This is a genomic window from Brevibacterium sp. LAARM3_SD1 (assembly GCF_057364765.1).
Genome location: NZ_JBNFOL010000025.1, coordinates 16,051 through 35,147 on the forward strand (window position 1 = coordinate 16,051; position 19,097 = coordinate 35,147).

Genomic DNA, 19,097 nt, shown 5'->3' on the forward strand with positions numbered 1-19,097 from the left:
ACTGATAGGAGCACGATGATGAGCGAATTGAATTTCGATGGACTGCCCGGAGTGCGCTTCAGCGCTCTGGCCTTCGACGTCGACAGTGGGGAACGGGTGTTCGCCCACAATGAGAACGATGAACTCGACACCGCCAGCATGGGCAAGGTCTTCCTGCTCCACACGGCCCTGCAGATGTACAGAGACGGCACTCTTGACCTGGAGGAGCGCCTGCATCGGCGGCCGTCGGAGCGAGTCGACGAGTCCGGGATCTGGTACCTCATGGAGCAGGACGATCTGAGCATCTTCGACGTCGCACTGCTCATCGGGGCGTTCAGCGACAACTTCGCCACGAACGTGCTCATCCGCCGGGTCGGGCTTGAGAATGTTGCGGATCAGGTGGAGAAGCTCGGGTACCGGAACTCGGGTCTGCATGACTTTCTGCGCTGGCCGCGCCCGGCGAAAGCGCCGCGCACCCTGTCGACGGGGACCGCCGCCGAGCTCAGTGACTTCATGGCCCGGCATGCCAAGGACGAGTTCTGGGATGAGTCGACGAACGAGGTCTTCCGGCGCTGGTTGGGAGCCGGCGCGGACACTTCGATGGTCGCCTCGGCGTTCGATCTCGACCCGCTCGCGCATTACAACTATCAGCGCGACGTGTGGGTGTGGAACAAGACCGGCACGAACGGGACGATCAGGGCCGATGCTGGGATCGTGATGACGCCTACGCGTCGCGTCGCCTATGCGGTGTTCGCGAACTGGGAGCCGGGCACTGACCGCGTCGTCGACGTCATGCCGGTCATGCGCGAGGCCGGCGACGCGATACACCGGTTCCTCTGAGCGTGACTTCGGTGGCAAGCGTGACTTCGGTGGCAAGCGTGACCCTGCTGAGCGTGCCCCTGCTGCGCGTGACCCTGCTGCGCGTGACCCTGCTGAGCGTGACCATGATGGTCCCGGCGGCCGTCGACCGCGAACCGCCGCGGAGAACTGTCGGGTAGTCTGGTGGGCGATGTCCGACACGATCTACCTCACAGGCGAAGCGAAGGCTCCGTCGAACAACCCGATCACCAGCCAGTTCGGTCTGTTCTACGTGGCTTTCGAGATCGCGCCGGATACCCACCGAATCCTCGATGTGGACTGCACGGCGACGTTGGCTCTGACCCGGAACTTCATTCGGAGCCTGTTCGTCGATGCCGACATCACGGACCCTGGTCGACTGATCGAGCGCATCCAGCGCCGCTACCACGGTTCCTCGCAGAAAGCGCTGATCACGGCAGTGAACAACGCCGCGAAGAAGTACCGCGAGGTTGCCGCTTAAGCAGCACGTCCGACCATCCCGATTGCCCGGGCCCTCACCGGACCGGATCCGATCGACAACTGCACATTGCTCCATCCCGGAGGGCATCATCGGTGCCGCTGTCGGCACTGCCCATCGGTTGCACTGCCAGTGGCGCCGGCAACGGCGCCAACTGCTGCGTCTCCCGCAATGCCCCTGTCGGGATGGACGAATTCAATGAGGAAGTGTCGTTAGTGATCACGGACGGTTATCTATTCATCAGCCTGCTTCTGGCTATCTCCGCTGTACTCGTCGTCGCGGACCGGAGCGGGCGTTTCAAACTCTTCAAGTATGTGCCCGGCTTCGTCATCCTCTACATCGTGGCCGCGCTGCTTAACACCATCGGAGTCTTCGACCACGACGGCGGGGACATCACGGCCGTAGGCGACACCCTGCGCGAGGTGCTGCTGCCCGCGATGATCCTGCTCATGCTGTTCAAGTGCGATGTCCGGCAGATCATCAAGCTCGGACCGAAGCTGCTGCTCACCTTCGCCGTGACCGCGGCGAGCATCATCGCAGGCTTTATCATCAGCTACCTCATCCTGAATTCCAGCCTCGACCCCGAAGCGTGGAAGGCCCTTGGTGCGCTCAATGCCTCGTGGACGGGCGGTTCGGCGAACATGGTCGCGGTGCAGGAGGTCCTCGAAGCACCGAAGAATGTGTTCGGCTATGTCCTCATCGTCGACACGGTGCTCTACTCCTTCTGGCTGCTGCTCATCTTCTCCTCCGTCACCGTGTCCGACAAGTTCGACAAGTGGACGAAAGCCGATATGTCGAAGCTCGACTTCACCGACCGCGTCTCCGCCGAGGAGGAGAAGCCGATGACGCTGTCGTCGATCTTCGGGCTCATCGGGTTCGCGCTTCTGGCCTCCGCCCTGGCGATCCGCCTCGGCGAACTGCTGCCCGAGGTCGGAGCGGTCATCGACGGCACAGCGTGGACGATCCTCATCGTCAGCGTCCTCGGCCTCGCCATCGGGGCGACTCGGTTCGGCAAGACCGCCGGATCCAACGAGCTGGCGACGATCCTGCTCTACCTCATCATCGGCATCATCGCCTCCGGCTCGGACTTCACCTCCCTGGCCGAAGCGCCGCTCTACCTGGTCGCGGGCATCATCGTCCTGGTCGTCCATATCGCCATCATGCTCATCTACGCGAAGCTCACCCGCACCGAGCTCTTCAGCATCGCCGTGGCCAGCACCGCGAACATCGGCGGAATCGCCTCGGCGCCGGTCGTCGCGGGTGCCTTCAACCGGCAGCTCGTCCCCGTCGGTGTGCTGTTCGCGCTGATGGGCACGTTCCTCGGCACGTTCCTCGGCCTCTGGTCGGCCCAGATCCTGTCCGGGCTGGCATGATGAACGGACCACCCCAACCTCGCCGAGGCGGCCGACCGCCCAAACACGGACGCGCCGTTCCGTGCGCGCCCCGCGTCGACCGGACCGGCCCAGCCGGCCCGCGTCCGACCGCCCCGCTCCAGCCCTGACCGAATCCGCTCGACCGGAAGGACCCGACCATGACCGCACCCGACACAGCAGCTGCACCTGACACAGCATCCGCACCCGAAGCCGTCGACGTCTTCGACGGACACAACGACCTCGCCTGGTATCTGCGCGAGGAACGCGACTACAGCGTGGAGGGGCTCAACGACCCGAGCGTCTCCCCGTTCACCACGATGGACCAGCTGGCGGCCGGTCACGTGGCGGCACAGTACTGGTCTGTCTACGTCCACTCCTCGATCACCGGCGCCGACGCGATCAAGGCCACGTGGGAGCAGATCGACACCGTCCAGCGCTTCGTCACCGCCTACCCCGAACGACTCGCCTTCGCCCGCACCGCCGCCGACGTCCGAGCCGCGCGCACCGCCGGCAAGGTCGCCTCCCTCATGGGGGTTGAAGGCGGTCAGCAGATCGACGAGTCCCTGGCGGTGCTGCGGTCCTACGCCCGCGCAGGTGCTCGCTATATGACGCTGACCTGGTCGACCACCCATTCCTGGGCCGACTCGGCCACCGACGAACCGGTCCACGGGGGCTTGAGCGCCTTCGGCCGTGAAGTCGTGGCGGAGATGAACCGGATCGGCATGATCCTCGACCTCTCCCACGTCGCGCCGTCGGTCATGCACCAGTCGCTGGACCAGAGCACACTGCCCGTGCTCTTCACCCATTCCTGCGCGTACGGGCTCAACCCGCACCCGCGCAATATCCCGGACGACGTCCTCGACCGCGTGCCCGGCAACGGGGGAGTGGCGATGATGACCTTCGTGCCCTCGTTCGTCTCGAACGCCCGCCGCGAATGGGTCGACGCCGGAGAGCAGGGAACCGCCCCCGAGGTGACTGTGGCCCAGGTCGCCGACCACTGCGATTACGTACGCGAGCGGATCGGCATCGACCACATCGGCCTCGGTGGCGACCTCTGCGGAGTCGACGAGCTGCCGACCGGACTCGGCGACGCCGGTCAGTATCCGAACCTGTTCGCCGAGCTCGCCTCGCGCGGCTGGTCGCAGACCGACCTGCGCAAGATCGGCTTCGACAATGCGATGCGCGTCCTCGACGCACATGAGGACGCGTACACGGCGTTCCTCGGCTCCGCGGACGAGGCACCGTCCGCTGCCAACGTTACTTCCGCGGACAACGGCCGGGCCGCCTCGGCGGGGGAGGGCGGCGTCGCCGCCAACACCGCTTCAGCCGCTAACGCCGCTTCCGCCGCCAACGGCTCGGCCGCCTCGGTGGGGGTGGAATCATGACGCGGCTGCTCGTCATCGTCAACGACATCGAGTCCCAGCCGGGACTGCTGACACGGTGGATGATCAGCGAGAACGTCGAATTCGATCTGCGGATCGGCGGAGTCTCGCCGCTGCCGAGCCCTGCCGAGCTCGATGCCTATGACGGGCTCGTCATGCTGGGCGGCGGGTACATGCCCGATGAGACGGATCGTGCTCCGTGGTTGGCCGATGAGGCCGAACTCGTCCGCCGCGGCTTGGAGACTGAACTGCCGCAGTTCGGGATCTGCCTCGGCGGGCAGCTCATCGCCCACGTCGTCGGAGGTGATGTGCGTGCTCAGACCGGGGCGCCGGAGAAGGGATACACGCGGATCGACACCACCGCCGAGGCGGCCGCGGACCCCGTGTTCTCGGCGATCCGGCCGCGGACGTCGTTCGTCGAAAGCCACGTCGACCGGATCGTCGCGCTCCCCGAGGAGGCGACGCTGCTGGCCACGAGCGAGGCCTGCGAATTCCAGGCATTCCGAGTGGGGCGGGCGTGGGGGACGCAATTCCATCCGGAGTCGACACGGGCGAACATCGAGCGCTGGGACGCGGAGAAACTGCAGACATTGGGGTTCGATAAAGATACCCTGTTGGAAGAAGCGACGGAGCTCGGGCCGGAGAGCGAACGTGATTCGAAGGCTCTGTTCTCGGCGTTTCTGGCAGTGGTTCGGAACTGAAGCTTGTGTGTCAGGCTGCTGTCTGAGGCATACTAGGCGAGGCTCTGACCACAGTCAGGGTTGCCAGGTATGCGGCACGGCCGCCGCATTGGACACGGAGGAACCGTGAGCGACAAAGAACCCACGACGACAATCGACCCCGGTGACGGACACCAGCCCGAGACCCTCAAGCGGGTCATCGGACCGAAGCTGCTGTTGCTGTTCATCGTCGGTGACATCCTCGGAACCGGCGTCTATGCGCTGACCGGCAAGGTGGCCGGGCAGGTCGGCGGTGCCGGTTGGGCGCCGGTGATCCTCGCCTTCCTCATCGCGTTGATCACCGCCTTCTCCTATATGGAACTCGTGACGAAGTACCCGCAGGCAGCGGGTGCCGCGCTGTACACGCACAAGGCGTTCGGGATCCACTTCGTGACGTTTCTCGTCGCCTTCGCCGTCCTCAGCTCCGGAATCACCTCGGCGTCGACGGCGGCGAACGTCTTCTCGGAGAACCTCGTGGCCGGCTTCGGTTGGGACATATCGAGCACCGGGGTGATGTGGATAGCGCTGACATTCCTCACCCTCATCGCGCTCATCAACCTCCGGGGTGTCGGCGAGAGCCTGTGGTTCAACGTCTTCCTCACGCTCATCGAGCTGAGCGGACTGCTGCTGGTCATCGTCATCGGATTCTTTGCACTCGGTTCGGGCGACGCCGACTTCTCGCGCGTGATGATCTTCGAGACCGAAGGCGATAAGAGCGCCTTCCTCGCGATCACGGGAGCTACTGCTCTCGCGTTCTTCTCGATGGTCGGCTTCGAGGACTCGGTGAACATGGTCGAGGAGACGAAGGATCCGCGGGTGTTCCCGAAGATCATGCTCTCGGGCCTGGGGATCACCTGCCTCATCTACGTCCTTGTGTCAGTGGTGACCGTCGCGGCCGTGCCGATCGGCGTGCTCACGGAGAGTGAGACTCCGCTGCTCGAGGTCGTCCGCGAGGGTGCCCCGGGACTGCCGATCGACAAGATCTTCCCCTTCATGACGATGTTCGCGGTCGCGAACACAGCCCTGATCAACATGCTCATGGCCAGCCGTCTGCTCTACGGAATGGCCAAGCAGAATGTGCTCCCACCCGTGTTTGGGAAGGTCATGGCCGGTCGTCGCTCGCCGTGGGTGTCGATCATCTTCACGACGCTGATCGCCTTCGCACTCATCGTCTTCGTGTCGACTGTTCTCCCGGAATCCGTCACGGCTTCCCTGGGCGGCACCACTTCGCTGCTGCTCTTGACGGTGTTCGCCGTCGTCAACGTCGCCGTGATCATCCTGCGCCAGGACAAGTCCGCCAACACCGAGCATTTCAAGGCTCCCAAGTTCCTGCCGTGGATCGGCGTCTTCACCTGTGTGTTCCTCGTCGGTCCGTGGGCGCGACTCGACGACCTCATCCAGTATCAGATCGCAGCGGCGCTCGTCGGCATCGGCGTCGTCCTGTGGGCCGTGACCTGGTTCTGGAACCGTTCGACGAAGGGCACGAGCACCCGGTTCCGCAATCCCGAAGAACTGACGTGAGCCCATCCCCTCGCCGAGGTGGTGCGGTCCCTCGCTGGCGGGCGCGCGCGACCCATGTCCGTATCGCTCGATATGCTGGGACGGTAGGTACCCGTCCTGCGCACTCGGATCCAAACAGCTCAATCCAACGAAGGTGAAAAATGACAGTACTCGTCGGTTACGTCAACAATCCCGCCGGACATGCTGCTCTCGATGCCGGCATCGCGCAGGCGAAGAAGGACGGCAAGGAACTCGTCGTCGTCAATGCTTCACGCTCGGCTCAGCGCAGCGATTCCTACCGCCTCGGCGATGGTGAGCTCAAGTCGGTCAACGACTACCTGACCAGGTCGGATGTCGAGTTTCGTGTGCTCACATTGGGCAGCGAATACGATCCGGCCGAACAGATCCTCGACACCGCCACCGAGGTGGGAGCCGAGTTGATCGTGCTCGGAACCCGGAAACGCACCCCGGTCGGGAAGTTCCTGCTCGGGTCGACCATCCAGAAGGTCATCCTCGACGCCGAAGCCCCGGTGCTGTGCGTCAAAGCCACGCACTGAGACCGGGACAGCCGCGGCCGTGGCCTGTGGAAACTGGCCACGGCGCGAATGCGTGACGCCTGCATTGTGCTTGCCTCAGCGGAGCCGTTCCATGACGAGGTCGGCATTGACGTGCGCTCCGGCCATCACGCCGCTGGCGGTGCTGGCGACGACCATCGCCGACACATCAGCGCTGTTGCCGACCGCCCAGACACCGGGCACTTCGGTCTGCCCGGCCATCTGCGTGGGGATGTAGGCCCCCATCCCGCTCGGGTGAGCGACGACTTCGCCGCCGAGCTGAGTGAACAGTTCGGCATTCGCTCGCCCATACGCGCCGACGGTGAGCGCATCGAAGGTGAGCGTGTTCGCTCCTTCCGCAGATTCGCCTGCCGCCAGCGAAACGACGGTTCCGGACTCGGTGCGGTCCACCTCGGTGACGGTGGAGTCAATGTACTCGATTCCGAGCGTATCGAGCATGGCCTGCTGCTCGGAATCGGGAGCCGGAGCGTTGTGGCTGATGAAGCTGACCCGGTCGCTGAGTTGGGAGAACAGCATCGCCTGGTGGTATGACATAGCTGTCGTGCCGATGACCCCGATGCGTTGTCCGCGCACTTCGTACCCGTGGCAGTAGGGGCAGTGCAGGACGGTGTCGCCCCACCCTTCGGACAGGCCGGGGATGTCCGGAAGTTCGTCGCTCAGCCCCGTGGCGATGATGATCCGGCGGGCCCTGATCTCGGCCCCCGCCGAGGTGGTCAGTTCGAATCGATGCCGCTGAGCCTCCTCGGCGGGGTTGTGCTCCGGTTCGATCGAGTGAGCTTGTCGAACCGTCGCGTCGATGAAGGTGACGCCGTATTCTTCGGCCTCGACACGGCCTTTCGCCACGAGATCCTGCGGTCTGATGCCTTCATGGCCGAGGACGTTGTGCGCGTGTGCGCTCGAAGAGTTGCGGAGCTGGCCCGCGTCGATGACGACAACGGAACGCAGCGATCGAGCTAAGGCGATTGAGGCGGCGAGGCCTCCTGCGCCACCGCCGATGACGGCGACATCGAAGGCGTTCTGCGCGGATTCGGCGGACGAGTCGGGGACGGACGCTTGTGAGCTCTTGGGTGTGGTCGGGGTGGTCATGATTCTCCTGGGTGGTGGCGGGTAGCCGGGATGTGGTGCTGTTTCGAGTGTGCTCTTCGGGAATGTGAATGTGCAAACATATTTGCTGAAACAGCAAAATCTGTCATCCTGAAGGTATGGGAGAGTCAAAGGAACCAGGCGAACGGGCGACTCGCGGCTCGGCAGGCGCGCGGGGAACTGAAGCTGCGGGCCGAATGTCGGACAGTTTCGCAGGCAGTTCCGCGCCGGTCGAGGCGCAGGAGGCCATCAGGCAGTCGTTGGCCGGCGTCGGAGCTCGACTGCGGGGGCTGCGGCAGGAGCAGAATCGCACTCTCGATGAGGTGGCGGAGCTGGCCGGAATGTCGACGAGTACGCTCTCGCGCCTGGAATCCGGGAAGCGGAAGCCGAGCTTGGAGCTGTTGCTGCCGCTCGCCGGGGTCTATGGACTCCCGCTGGATGAGCTGGTGGGGACTCCGCCGATCGGCGATCCGCGTATCCATATCTCGCCGCGGAAGTTCCATGACCAGACCGTCTTGCCTCTCAGTCGCGGAGCGATCGGAGTGCAGGCGTTCAAGCACATCGTCGACGGTCGGCAGACGCCGAAGCTCGGTGCGCTGAAGACTCACCCCGGATTCGAATGGGTGTATGTGATCCGCGGTCGACTCACCCTCATCCTCGGTGATCGGACGATGATCCTCAATGCTGGTGAGGCCGCCGAGTTCGATACGCGAACTCCGCACTGGTTCGGTGGGGCCGACGATGATGGCGTCGAATATCTCAGTCTCTTCGGCCCCGAGGGGCAGCGCGTTCATATGAAGAGCTGAAAGGGGTCGGCACCGCTCTCGAGTCAGTGCCGAACCGTACTGTGGCGTCCATCGACCGACCTGGCTGCCGTCCGAGGATAGTGAAAACGACGATTGACCACAGGAAATAGAAATATATCGTAAGTTCGGGGAAGTATCTCAAATAAAGCGTACAAACCTATGGTGTTTGTTCGAATCATGACTTATAATAGAGTCAAGCCGAACCCATCAACGATGATGAACGGACACAGAGAATATGGCTCTCATCCCCGACCGAAGGCACAACGGGCACAACTATTCCGAGGCAGGAAAGACCTCACCCGCACCACCGACACCATCCCCTCCAGGTTCCCCGCCGACCGACTCTTCCGAGCGCACCTATCGGGAGCTGCTCGCCGAGGCGGGACTTGACCTCAGCGGCCACCCCCTCGCCGACAGATTCGACGGGATCGCCGACAATCTGGCCGATGAAGAGGCGGGTGAGAACGAAACCCGCGACGAACACGTCGAACCTCCCGACGGTGGCGGACGCTGGACAAGCAGAACCACCATGCCGGAGACCACAGAAGAAGTTCAGGCGTGCATCAAAGAGATCGAAGAACGCCAAAGCGCGTGGATGAAATCCAAGCGCGAAGAGCGAGAAGCCCAGCGCGCCGCCGAGCACGAAGAATTCCTTCGGAACAACCCGCAGGCCCGCGAAGAGGACGAAGCGCTCGAGCGCGAAAGAGCGGAGTGGAATGCGCGCGTAGAGGAATACGAAGCGAGGAAGAAGGCGAAAGAGGAAGCCGAACGAATCGCCGAGACGGAACGCGCTGAACGGCACAAGGCTCTGGCCGAAAGCGTCGACTCGGAATCCGACGCCCATCCGCTCCTCGACGAATACCGTTGGTCGGACCTCAAGCACGTGGCCCCGGAGGTCACCGGCAGCATCGAGAGTCTGAAGCATCTGCTCAATGAGCTCAACGACTTCACTCGCCCCATGGGGCCGGAAGACGCCGTGACACTCCTCGACGGTCTTGAGGCCCTGAACCGTCTCAACGAATCCCTCTCGATCGTGACGCTCTCGGTATTCGACCGAGTCGGAACGCCCCGCGACTATGGAGCGAAGACGACGAAGGCGCTCGTCCAGCACCGACTCAACGTGTCGGGTCAGGAGGCCTACCGCAGGACTCAGCTCGCTGAGTTCCTGGGAAAGCGAACCAGCATCAGTGGAGAGTCGATCGAAGCGAAATTCCCCATCCTCGCTGCCGCCCTACGTGAAGGAACTCTGTCGTCGAATCAAGCGTCGACCATTTCCAAATGCCTGATCAGTCTGCCGCCGAAAGTGTCGGAAGATGACAAGATCGAGGCCGAGCGCCTGCTCGTCGAAAAGGCTCCGACCGTCCGTGTCTGCGATATCCACAAGCTGTTCCAGGAGATCCTCGGTTGGATCGATCCCGACGGTCAAGAGCCCAAGGAAGCAGCTGACCGGGACAACTTCAACGTGAACCTTCGCCAGATGAAAGACGGCACCTGGACCCTCAAGGGATGCCTGGACGAGGAGACCGGGGGAATCCTCAACGGACTGCTGACCTCACGAATCAAAACCGATTCTCAGTCGGAAGAGGACAGCTGCGCGAATGCGGCAAGCAGTGATACCAGCACCGTGGACGAAGCCCGTCCGGCTGCCGGAAACGGCAGTGAAAGCGAGAGCGATGTCGACCAAGAAGTCGTGGACACCTTCCGCGAGGTTCTGTGCGGCGACCGCTCGGACTGCCTCGACCCCTCGCTCGACTTCACTCAGCCGCAGGTCGGTGCGGATGGAAAGATCCCGCAGGGAGCCGGTGTGAAACAGGATGGCACCCTGGTGGCTATGGCCGCTGAACAGCCGAGTGTCCGCCGTCGCATTTATGAGCGCTTCTCCAGCGTCATCGGCAGCATCGAGATGAACCGCATCAAGGCTGGAGCAGCCTACGCGCTGGTCGTCACGGCCAAGGCCGAAGACCTGGCGAACCAGACCGGCAAAGCCGTCACCGGGACAGAAGCGCCATTCCCGATCAACTCCGCTGCTCTGGAAGGACTCAATGGTTCGGTCTTCTTCCACCTAATTGGGGAGAAGACGAAATCGATGGCGCTGGCGACAGAGCGACGGTTGGCCACTGAGAAGCAGCTGGCGATTCTTGCCAGTCGTGACCAGGGATGCACGTTCCCCGGGTGCGACACTCCTCCCGGATGGTGCGAAGCGCACCATATCGTCCCGTGGGCGGAAAACGGCAAGACCGACGTCAACAACCTCACGCTCGCCTGTTCCGCACACCACCACCTGCTGGATTACACCGAATGGGACTGCAGGATGCTCATCGACGGGCGCCCCGCGTGGGTGCCGCCGGCGACCATCGATCCGGCGCAGGAACCTGTGCTCCACGCACGGTTCATCGCACGCGAGATCGGAGAGACCCTCTTCGGCTGATCGCCTGCTGCCTCTGGGCGGCCAGCCGACCGGCGGCCGCCGCAGCTGAGCTTCATTGCGACGGACAATGTGCCTCACACGAGCAGTACGGAATGTTCCGTTTGCGCACGCTGTTGCCTCGATATGAAGCTTTCGATCCTTGACCTGGTCCCTGTGCGCACAGGGCAGACAACAGCAGACTCCTTCGCCGCCTCGAAGCAGATCATCGACACCGCTGACAAGCTCGGATTCACCCGCTATTGGGTGGCCGAGCACCACAACATGCCTTCGATCGCATCGACGATGCCAGGGCCGGAGCTCATGCACCTCGGTCAGGGAACTCAGCAGATCCGCCTCGGATCCGGGGGAGTCATGCTTCCCAACCATGCCCCGCTGGCCGTTGCCGAACTCTTCGCCCTTCTGTCTGCGGTCTACGGCGACCGCATCGATCTGGGAATCGGGCGCGCACCGGGGACGGATCCGATCACCTCGGCGGCAATGCGGGGCCACCTCGGTGAGGGGCGCATGGTCGACCGCGAAGGACGCGCAATCGATCCTGTCGAACAGTTCCCTCAACATGTGATCGACACTCTCAGCCTCATGCAGCCCGAAGGTCTGCGGGTTCCGCTCCATGGTGGGCGCGAGCACGTGCTCAAAGCGACGCCCGCGGCGGCTCCGGGAACGCAGCCGTTGCCTTGGCTGCTCGGCTCATCCGGATACTCTGCGCGGCTGGCGGCTGAACTCGGCATGCCCTATGTCTTTGCCAACCACTTCGCATCCGGTGCCACTACCGGGATGAAGATCTACCGAGACAACTTCACTCCGGGTGCCTATGGAGACGAACCCAAGACGTTCGTCACGGCCAACCTTGTCGTGGCACCCACCGAGGAAGAGGCACAGCTGCGCTCGGAGCCCTTCATGCTGCAGATGTCCCGAATGCGCACCGGTGGGCCGATGGAGAAGCTGCGCTTGGCCGGCGACGACGTCCGATCGGTGATGACCGACCAAGAGCGCATGGTCGGTGAAGAGCTCACCAGCAATTGGATCATCGGTGACCCGAAATCCGCTGCCGCGCAGCTCGAAGAGCTGGCAGAGCGGTTCGACGTCGACGAGATCATGATCCAGCCGATTGCCGGCGCCTTGGAAGGTGAAGACGTACGAGAAGACCCGGGCCGGATCCAGACGATCGAGCTGCTTGCCGCCGAGTTCCTCGGCGCTACCGCTGCTTCCGCCACCGCTGCTTCCGGCGCGACCGGCGCAGGGGCCGACGTCTGACACGGGGTGGAATTTCGGTTCTCATCGGTTCCGGCCGACCTTTGAGGACGGCTGTCGGCACCGAATCGAAGTCTCAGCTCAGCATCGATTCGAGCAAGCGGGCTTCAATCCACGAGCAGTCCGCGTTATCCTGTCACAGTGTCATGAATGCTGACAGTCGAGTGACAGCCAGTGGAATCGACACCGTGCAGAACCTCGTTTCCAGCGTGGTCACTCCTTTCGGAAGGGCCGGGTAGGGATCGAAAACTGTACGCCGAATGCGCTCGCGCATCTTCGGAGACTTCCCCCGCGCGGCCTGCGGCCCGCAGACCGAAAGAGAAATAATGCGTACCAAAATTGCTGTTTCGGCAGCACTTGGGGTCGGACTGGTTTTCGGCGCCGGTGCTCCTGCACTGTCGAGCAATCTGTCCTCGACCGACGCCGCAAAAACGTCCGGCATCTCAGCTGATGTCGTTCCCGGCCAAGAACTCGAACGAATTACCGACGGCAAGATCGAAAAGGGCGAGACCGCCTACGTCGATGTCACGGTAGCGACGCTGTGGACCGACCCGAATGCACCACGCAAGGTCGATAAGCCTGCGCTCCAGCACCCCGTCGACCTCGAGAAGTGGAACGAGAACCTCGAGCCCACCGATGTGCGCCGCGGACTCACCGGCAAGGCCGAAACCCAGGCGACCTACGGTTCGGAAGTCTCCGTCCTCGACATCAAGGGCAGCTGGGCCAAGGTCGCCGTGACCGACCAGAAGACCCCGAAGGACGAAAAGGGCTACCCGGGCTGGCTGCCCAAGAAGCAGCTTGTTGAAAACGACCGCTTCGGAAAGCTCCGCGAAGACCAGCCCCGCGCCCTGGTCACGAAGCCCAAGAGCGAACTCGAAGGCATCGAATTCACCAAGGACACCGGTGCCGATGTGAGCTTCAACGTCGACCTGCCCCTCATCGCGCAGGACGTCGACGATGTCCGTGTGGCACTCCCCGGTGGCGGAGCCGCCTGGATCGGCATCGAAGATGTGGATGTCTACGATGTCGGCGACAAACCCGAGAAGCCCAGCGGCAAAGACCTCGTGAAGACCGCGAAGCAGTTCGAAGGCCTGCGTTACCTGTGGGCCGGAGTCTCTGCCTACGGATTCGACTGCTCCGGATTCACCTACTCGATCTTCAAAGCCCACGGCATCGACCTGCCCCGCGACTCGGGCGAACAGGCGAAGGCCGGCGAGGCAGTCGCCTCGTCGAACCTCAAGCCCGGTGACCTGCTGTTCTTCTCAACCAGCTCGGGAACTGTCCACCACGTCGGCATGTACGTCGGCGCCGGCAAGATGATCCACTCGCCGAACGCGTCGAAGGACGTCTACGTCACCGACTGGAAGAAGTGGGACACCGGAAACGAATTCTCCGGAGCCCGCCGGATCCTCTGACCTGGATTGAGTCGGAACGTCCCGATTCTGGATTGATTCTGACCGAGTCGGGCAGCTGATCAGCCCGACCAGATCGAAACAGTGACCAATCGACACACTGATGGCCGGTGCCCCAACGAGGGCCCGGCATCAGTGGTTTCAGAATGTTATCGCCGAGACGCGCCAGCCAAGTCGATAGTCGATCAGTGCCGCGAGCTCTGAGTCGACTTCAGGAAGATGGCTCGGGCCAGATCATCGCGACGTTCGATGACCAACCGGCGCAGGGCCGCAGGCGCATCGACGTTGGCAGCCAGCCAAGCGTCGGTCTTCTCGACCACAGCCTCCTCGTCGACGGACCACCGAGGGTAGAGGCCGAGCACCAGACGGCGTGCGATCTCAATCGAATTGTCCATCCAGAAAGCGAGCAGACCGTCGAAGTACTCATCGACATACTCCTCTATGAGCGGCATCGCACTCGGTGCGATGAACCCGGAGATGATCGCCGACAGCACATCGTTGCTCAGCGCACCCGCCTCGCGGATCGCCTCCCATGCGCGGATCTTGACGATCGGCAGGGGCAGGGCGGCACTGGCAGTCTCGGCGTGAAGCCGACCCGAAGAGCTGGGATCCGAATGATTCTCCCGCGCGATATCGGTCTGATCCGCCCATCCGAGGCACACGAGCGCGGTCAGCGCATTCCACCTCAGCGCATGATCATTGATGAGACCGCGGAACGGCAGCGTCGCAGTCGAATGGTCGGCACCGCGACCCGCGCGAGCTCCCCCGGAAGACTCAACCGACTGCCCCGCAGAACCAGACTGCCCCGACTGACCAGGAGCACCGGCGTACATCCGGTCGATCTCCTCGCCGACCGGCACTGCCAGGATCTGACTGGCGAATCCACGCCCCATGGCTACGGCCGAACTGCCGGCCGCGCATCGCGCCGTCCGCGACGTCAGCGCCAACACCAGATTGGCCAGATGCAGCTGCGCATCCGACCCGGCTTTCGCCGCAGACAACGCATCCAGCGCTGCTCCCAGCAGGCCCATGATCGCGGCATCGAAGTTCCGATCCGCCACCCACTGATCGATGCAGGTCAGAGCGGTCTGACTGAGTCCCGCCATGATCCCGGCGTGACTCTCCTTGCCCAGACTGCGGGCATAAGCGGTGAGGTACTTCTGCACCGGCATGAGCCCGTCGCGCACAGCATTGTCCAACGCCGACCACACCAGAGCCCGCGACAGAGGATCCGCAATCCGCGACGCCGAGGTGACCGCCGCCTCCACCGACTCCGGATCCAGGCGCACCCGCGCATAGTCCAGATCATTGAAGTTGAGCAGAGTGATCACACCGGCATTGCGACCGATGAGCTGCTCCACATCGGCCGACTCGGTCGAGAACTCGAAGCGGAAGGAATCGAGGGGGACGATCGCCCGTCCAGACCGTCCGAGTGTGGCGATTTCGATCGTGTGCGGGCGCAGCAGAGCCGAGCCCTCGGCCGAATCGGCCTGAGTGATCGTGGCTCCCGTGATCTTCTCCGACCCGGACCGGCGCCGCGGCGGCTCAGCTCTGCCGCTCGCACCGGACCCGGCCTCGTGAGCGGCTCCGGTCGCACCGTCGATGCTGTCGTCGACCGCATCCGGGCTGCGCAGCCGCGCACCCGAGCTCGACGTCACGAGCCTCCCGCGGCCCCCGCTCTGCGCGGCGACGGCGGCAGCCGACGAAGACCCAGTCGAGGACCCGGCCGAACCATCTGCAGATGAAGACGAACCATCCGACGTGGTCAGCTGCAGAGACAGTTCAGAGACCCCGGACGTCCCCAGCCACGCGGCCGCCCAGTTCGCGATGTCCCGGTCGGGAGCCGCCTCGGCGAGGCATTCGAGGAAATCCGCGAGCTCGGTGTTCCCGTACTCGAACCGTCTGAAGTACAGCCTCGACCCGGCGAAGAACGCCTCCCGTCCGACGAACGCGACGAGTTGCTTGAGCACGGACGCGCCCTTGGCGTAGGTGATGCCGTCGAAGTTGAGCTTCGCGGCCTCGACATCGGGGATGTCGGCGACGATCGGATGCGTCGTCGGATACAGATCCTGCGTGTACGCCCACGCCTTGCGGCGCAGCGCGAAGGTCACCCAGCCGTCGGTGAACCGCGTCGCCTCGGCCAGTGCGAGTCCGCCCATGAAATCGGCGAAGGACTCCTTGAGCCACAGGTCATCCCACCACTTCATCGTGACGAGATCGCCGAACCACATATGCGCCATCTCGTGCAGGATGACATTGGCGCGTGACTCGTAGTTCGCGTCCGTGACCTTGTCGCGGAAGATCAGATTGTCCGTGAACGTGACCAGACCAGGATTCTCCATCGCACCGAGGTTGTACTCGGGGACGAAGATCTGATCGTACTTGCCCCACGGGTAGGGGTAGTCGAATTCGGAGGTGAAGAATTCGAGACCGGCCTTCGTGACGCCGAAGATATCGTCCGCGTCGAGGTGATCGACGAGGCTCGCCCGCGTCCACGCACCCAGCTGCACGGTCTGCCCGGTGCGCGGGTCCGTCCACTCATCCGTCGCCCCCTCATAGGGGCCCGCCGTGATGCAGGTGATGTAGCTCGACTGCTTGAGCGTCGGTTCGAAATAGTGTGTCACCGCGCCGGCTGATCCGGACCCCGCCGACGTCGCGAAGTCGGACCCGTTCGCCGAGGCGGCACCTGCCGAGCCATCGGCCGGTTCCGTCCTCACCTCGGTGCGGTTCGACAGGACCTGGAAATGCGCGGGAGCGGTGACCGTGAAGATGAACTCGGCTTTGAGATCGGGCTGGTCGAAATTCGCGAACACGCGTCTGGCGTCGGTGGGTTCGTACTGCGTATAGAGGTAGGTCTTGCCGTCGGCCGGATCCGTGAATCGGTGCAGTCCCTCGCCCGAGGTGGAATAGCGCGCCTGCGCCTCGATCGTCAGCGAATTGCGGCCGGCGCGGACGGGGAACGTGACCCGCGCACCGTCGAACGCCGCGGCGGGGGAGAGGCTCTCGCCATTGATCAGAACGGAGGACACGGAGTCTGCGATCAGGTCGATGAATGTCGAATCGACGAAGCGGGCGGAGAAGTCGACGACTGTGCGAGAAAGGTACGTGTCGGCATCGGTTTCGGCGTTGCTGACGTCGATGTGGACTGAGTAAGAATCGACCTCGAGCAGCTGTGTTCGACTCTGCGCTTCGCTTCGGGTGAGATTCGTTGTCATTCAATAGCCTCCTCGGCGGACAGACTTTAGCATGCCACATTTCCGGTATTCTGAGTACAGCACCAGCGAACGGCAGAGGGGACTGATGGCGAAGACTCGGGTCAGCGAACTGCCTCGGCGGGGGTTCAATGTCGTCGCCCACCGCCTGCGCATGGGACTCAAGCGGGTGTGGTCGAATTCTGGCCAGCTGATCCAGATCCCCATCGCCGCGACCGCCGCCTACGCTTTCTGCGTCTACGTCCTCGGCCACCCGTATCCGTTCCTCGCTGCGGTCGCCTCTGCCGTCGGCATCGGCCCCGTCGCTGACCGTCGTCTGCGCCGGGCGATGGAAATCGGCATCGGTGCGACCTTCGGGGTGCTCGTGGGCGAGATGCTCGTCAACCTCTACGGCTCCGGCATCTGGCAGCTCGCCCTGACCCTGATCATCGGCCTGGTCATCGGCACGATCCTCAACTCCGGCGGCATCTTCATCACGCAGATCGCCGTCCAATCCGTCTACGTCGTCGTAGTCCCGGCCACCGCCACCACCATGCCGTTCCCGCGCACCCTCGATGCTCTGACCGGGTCCGTCTGCGCGATTCTGCTGGCCCTGTTGATCCCGCGCGACGCCCGCAAGGTTCCGCGGCGCCTGGCAGCGGACATGCTTGAGGAGGTCGACGCCGTCCTCAGGATGATGAAACGGGCCCTGCACGACGCCGATGAGACGATGGCCGGCCGCGCCCTCGAGCGTGCTCGCGAAACCCAGGACATCATCGAATCCTGGGGCTCATCCCTGCGGATCTCCCGGGAAGCCGCGAAGATCAATGCGCGTGCCCGCCGACATGCCGCCGAGGTGACCCGACTGTCCCGTGCCCACACTTACTCCGATCGGGCGATGCGGACCATTCGCGTCATCGCTCGCCGCGTCGTGGGTGTCACCGAGCTCGGCGTCGGCAAACCCGTCATCGCCGATTACGTCGGATCCCTGGCCGACGGCGCGAAGAAGCTCGAGATCGCCCTGCGTCGGGGTACCGATCGGTCCCTCGCCGAGGCGGCCCTGTCCGAAGCTGCGGGAGCGCTGGATCCGCGGGCGAAGTCCGATTGGGACATCCACGACGAGTCGATGGTCCTGCTCCTGCGCACAGTCGCCGTCGACCTGCTGCAGGCCGCAGGGCTGACACGCGAGGAGGCACAGTCGCGGCTTCCGCCGCTGGCGGAGAACGCCGAAGACGATGACGGTCCAGTCGTTGAATAGTCTGTGATACCGCTGTCGATCTGCGGATAGTGCGCTGGAAGCGCCGGGTGTCGTGCGGGCTCGCTCTGCCGGCCGTGCGCCGAACGGGGCGGAGCTCGAATGGGGTCCGCGACTGACAGGCCGTGCGCCATGCGGGCCGTGAGGGTCTGTCAGCTGCTTTCGACGACGAAGACGGCGTTCGTGCCCGGCGCCAGAGCCGTGAATCGATGGGGCTGATCGCCCGGGTGAGTGAGGTAGTCGCCGACGCCTAAGTCATAGGACTTCCCGAGGACCTCGATCCGTGCCGCCCCGCGGCCGAGGATGACATGTTCGATCGTGCCCTGGGGATGCGGCTGAGATTCGCGCGGCTCGCCCGGTTCGGCCTGGATGAAGTAGACGTCGCGACGGGCATTCGTCGGCGACGGTGAGAGCAGAGTGGCCACATAGTTCGCGGTCGTCGACGGCAGGCTGGGCATATCGCCGACATGCTGCAGCGCCACCTCATGCGGGGGAGGGTCGAGCAGGCGAGCGAGAGGGATATCGAGCGCAGCGGCCAGTGCCCACATCGTCTCCAGGCTCGGATTGCCGCTTCCCGTCTCGAGTCCGGACAACGTCGACTTCCCGATTCCGGCCCGCCTGGCGACTTCGGACAAAGAGAGTCCGGCGCGCAGCCGTTCGCGCTTCAGGGCCGCAGCGATCTGCTGACTCGGCGAGAGCCCGGTGCCGGCAACAGGAGCGGAAGTGGGGTCGGAATCGGGGGCGGAAGCGGGGGTGGAACTGCCTTGCGAGTCGTTCAGCGAATCATCGTTGCTTCGAGAAGTCATGGGTTCACTATAGCGGGTAGGT

The 19,097-nt window shown here is 63.8% G+C and carries 16 protein-coding genes; 13 read left to right on the forward strand and 3 right to left on the reverse strand.

Features of this window, described 5'->3' with window-relative positions; genetic code table 11:
* The first annotated feature begins 18 nt into the window (after positions 1 to 18).
* The 8 genes from AC2W7L_RS13490 (at position 19) to AC2W7L_RS13525 (ending at position 6,825) form a co-directional block, all read left to right on the forward strand.
* A complete protein-coding gene (locus tag AC2W7L_RS13490; RefSeq protein ID WP_486004864.1) occupies positions 19 to 819 on the forward strand; it encodes a serine hydrolase in 801 nt (266 codons plus the stop codon).
* 20 nt (positions 820 to 839) lie between these two features.
* Positions 840 to 977, forward strand: a complete 138-nt coding sequence (locus AC2W7L_RS13495; protein ID WP_486004865.1) for a hypothetical protein — start codon at positions 840 to 842, stop codon at positions 975 to 977.
* 11 nt (positions 978 to 988) lie between these two features.
* A complete protein-coding gene (locus AC2W7L_RS13500; RefSeq protein WP_035321156.1) occupies positions 989 to 1,297 on the forward strand; it encodes a DUF3870 domain-containing protein in 309 nt (102 codons plus the stop codon).
* Positions 1,298 to 1,509: 212 nt separating this feature from the next.
* Positions 1,510 to 2,667, forward strand: coding sequence for a DUF819 family protein (locus AC2W7L_RS13505; RefSeq protein WP_486004898.1), 1,158 nt, complete (start codon positions 1,510 to 1,512; stop codon positions 2,665 to 2,667).
* A 158-nt stretch (positions 2,668 to 2,825) separates the two neighbouring features.
* Positions 2,826 to 4,052, forward strand: coding sequence for a dipeptidase (locus AC2W7L_RS13510; RefSeq protein ID WP_486004866.1), 1,227 nt, complete (start codon positions 2,826 to 2,828; stop codon positions 4,050 to 4,052).
* Positions 4,049 to 4,750, forward strand: coding sequence for a type 1 glutamine amidotransferase (locus AC2W7L_RS13515; RefSeq protein ID WP_486004867.1), 702 nt, complete (start codon positions 4,049 to 4,051; stop codon positions 4,748 to 4,750). The genes AC2W7L_RS13510 and AC2W7L_RS13515 overlap by 4 nt, the downstream gene beginning before the upstream one ends.
* A gap of 105 nt (positions 4,751 to 4,855) precedes the next feature.
* Positions 4,856 to 6,289, forward strand: coding sequence for an APC family permease (locus AC2W7L_RS13520; RefSeq protein ID WP_486004868.1), 1,434 nt, complete (start codon positions 4,856 to 4,858; stop codon positions 6,287 to 6,289).
* Positions 6,290 to 6,429: 140 nt separating this feature from the next.
* Positions 6,430 to 6,825, forward strand: a complete 396-nt coding sequence (locus AC2W7L_RS13525; protein WP_486004869.1) for a universal stress protein — start codon at positions 6,430 to 6,432, stop codon at positions 6,823 to 6,825.
* Between the two features lie 75 nt (positions 6,826 to 6,900).
* Here AC2W7L_RS13525 and AC2W7L_RS13530 read toward each other — a convergent pair whose 3' ends face one another.
* Complete coding sequence (locus tag AC2W7L_RS13530) at positions 6,901 to 7,929, reverse strand: NAD(P)/FAD-dependent oxidoreductase (protein ID WP_486004870.1); 1,029 nt, start codon at positions 7,927 to 7,929, stop codon at positions 6,901 to 6,903.
* Positions 7,930 to 8,123: 194 nt separating this feature from the next.
* Here AC2W7L_RS13530 and AC2W7L_RS13535 point away from each other — a divergent pair, with 194 nt between their 5' ends.
* From AC2W7L_RS13535 to AC2W7L_RS13550, 4 genes are all read left to right on the forward strand, one after another.
* Positions 8,124 to 8,732 carry a helix-turn-helix domain-containing protein gene (locus AC2W7L_RS13535; RefSeq protein WP_167199233.1) on the forward strand — a complete coding sequence of 203 codons (609 nt, stop codon included), beginning with the start codon at positions 8,124 to 8,126 and terminating at the stop codon, positions 8,730 to 8,732.
* 235 nt (positions 8,733 to 8,967) lie between these two features.
* Positions 8,968 to 11,160 carry a DUF222 domain-containing protein gene (locus AC2W7L_RS13540; RefSeq protein WP_486004871.1) on the forward strand — a complete coding sequence of 731 codons (2,193 nt, stop codon included), beginning with the start codon at positions 8,968 to 8,970 and terminating at the stop codon, positions 11,158 to 11,160.
* A gap of 123 nt (positions 11,161 to 11,283) precedes the next feature.
* Positions 11,284 to 12,414 (forward strand): LLM class flavin-dependent oxidoreductase, encoded by a 1,131-nt coding sequence (locus AC2W7L_RS13545; RefSeq protein WP_486004872.1) that lies wholly within the window; start codon positions 11,284 to 11,286, stop codon positions 12,412 to 12,414.
* Between the two features lie 323 nt (positions 12,415 to 12,737).
* Positions 12,738 to 13,826, forward strand: coding sequence for a C40 family peptidase (locus AC2W7L_RS13550; RefSeq protein WP_486004873.1), 1,089 nt, complete (start codon positions 12,738 to 12,740; stop codon positions 13,824 to 13,826).
* A gap of 182 nt (positions 13,827 to 14,008) precedes the next feature.
* Here AC2W7L_RS13550 and pepN read toward each other — a convergent pair whose 3' ends face one another.
* On the reverse strand, positions 14,009 to 17,038 hold the full coding sequence (gene pepN, locus AC2W7L_RS13555) for an aminopeptidase N (protein WP_486004874.1): 3,030 nt from the start codon (positions 17,036 to 17,038) through the stop codon (positions 14,009 to 14,011).
* Between the two features lie 85 nt (positions 17,039 to 17,123).
* Between pepN and AC2W7L_RS13560 the strand changes: the two genes are divergently transcribed.
* Complete coding sequence (locus tag AC2W7L_RS13560; RefSeq protein ID WP_486004875.1) at positions 17,124 to 18,272, forward strand: FUSC family protein; 1,149 nt, start codon at positions 17,124 to 17,126, stop codon at positions 18,270 to 18,272.
* A 149-nt stretch (positions 18,273 to 18,421) separates the two neighbouring features.
* Here the strand turns inward: AC2W7L_RS13560 and AC2W7L_RS13565 are convergent, their stop codons facing one another.
* Positions 18,422 to 19,075: a helix-turn-helix domain-containing protein gene (locus tag AC2W7L_RS13565; protein WP_486004876.1), complete on the reverse strand. Its 654-nt coding sequence runs from the start codon at positions 19,073 to 19,075 to the stop codon at positions 18,422 to 18,424.
* Positions 19,076 to 19,097 lie beyond the last annotated feature (22 nt).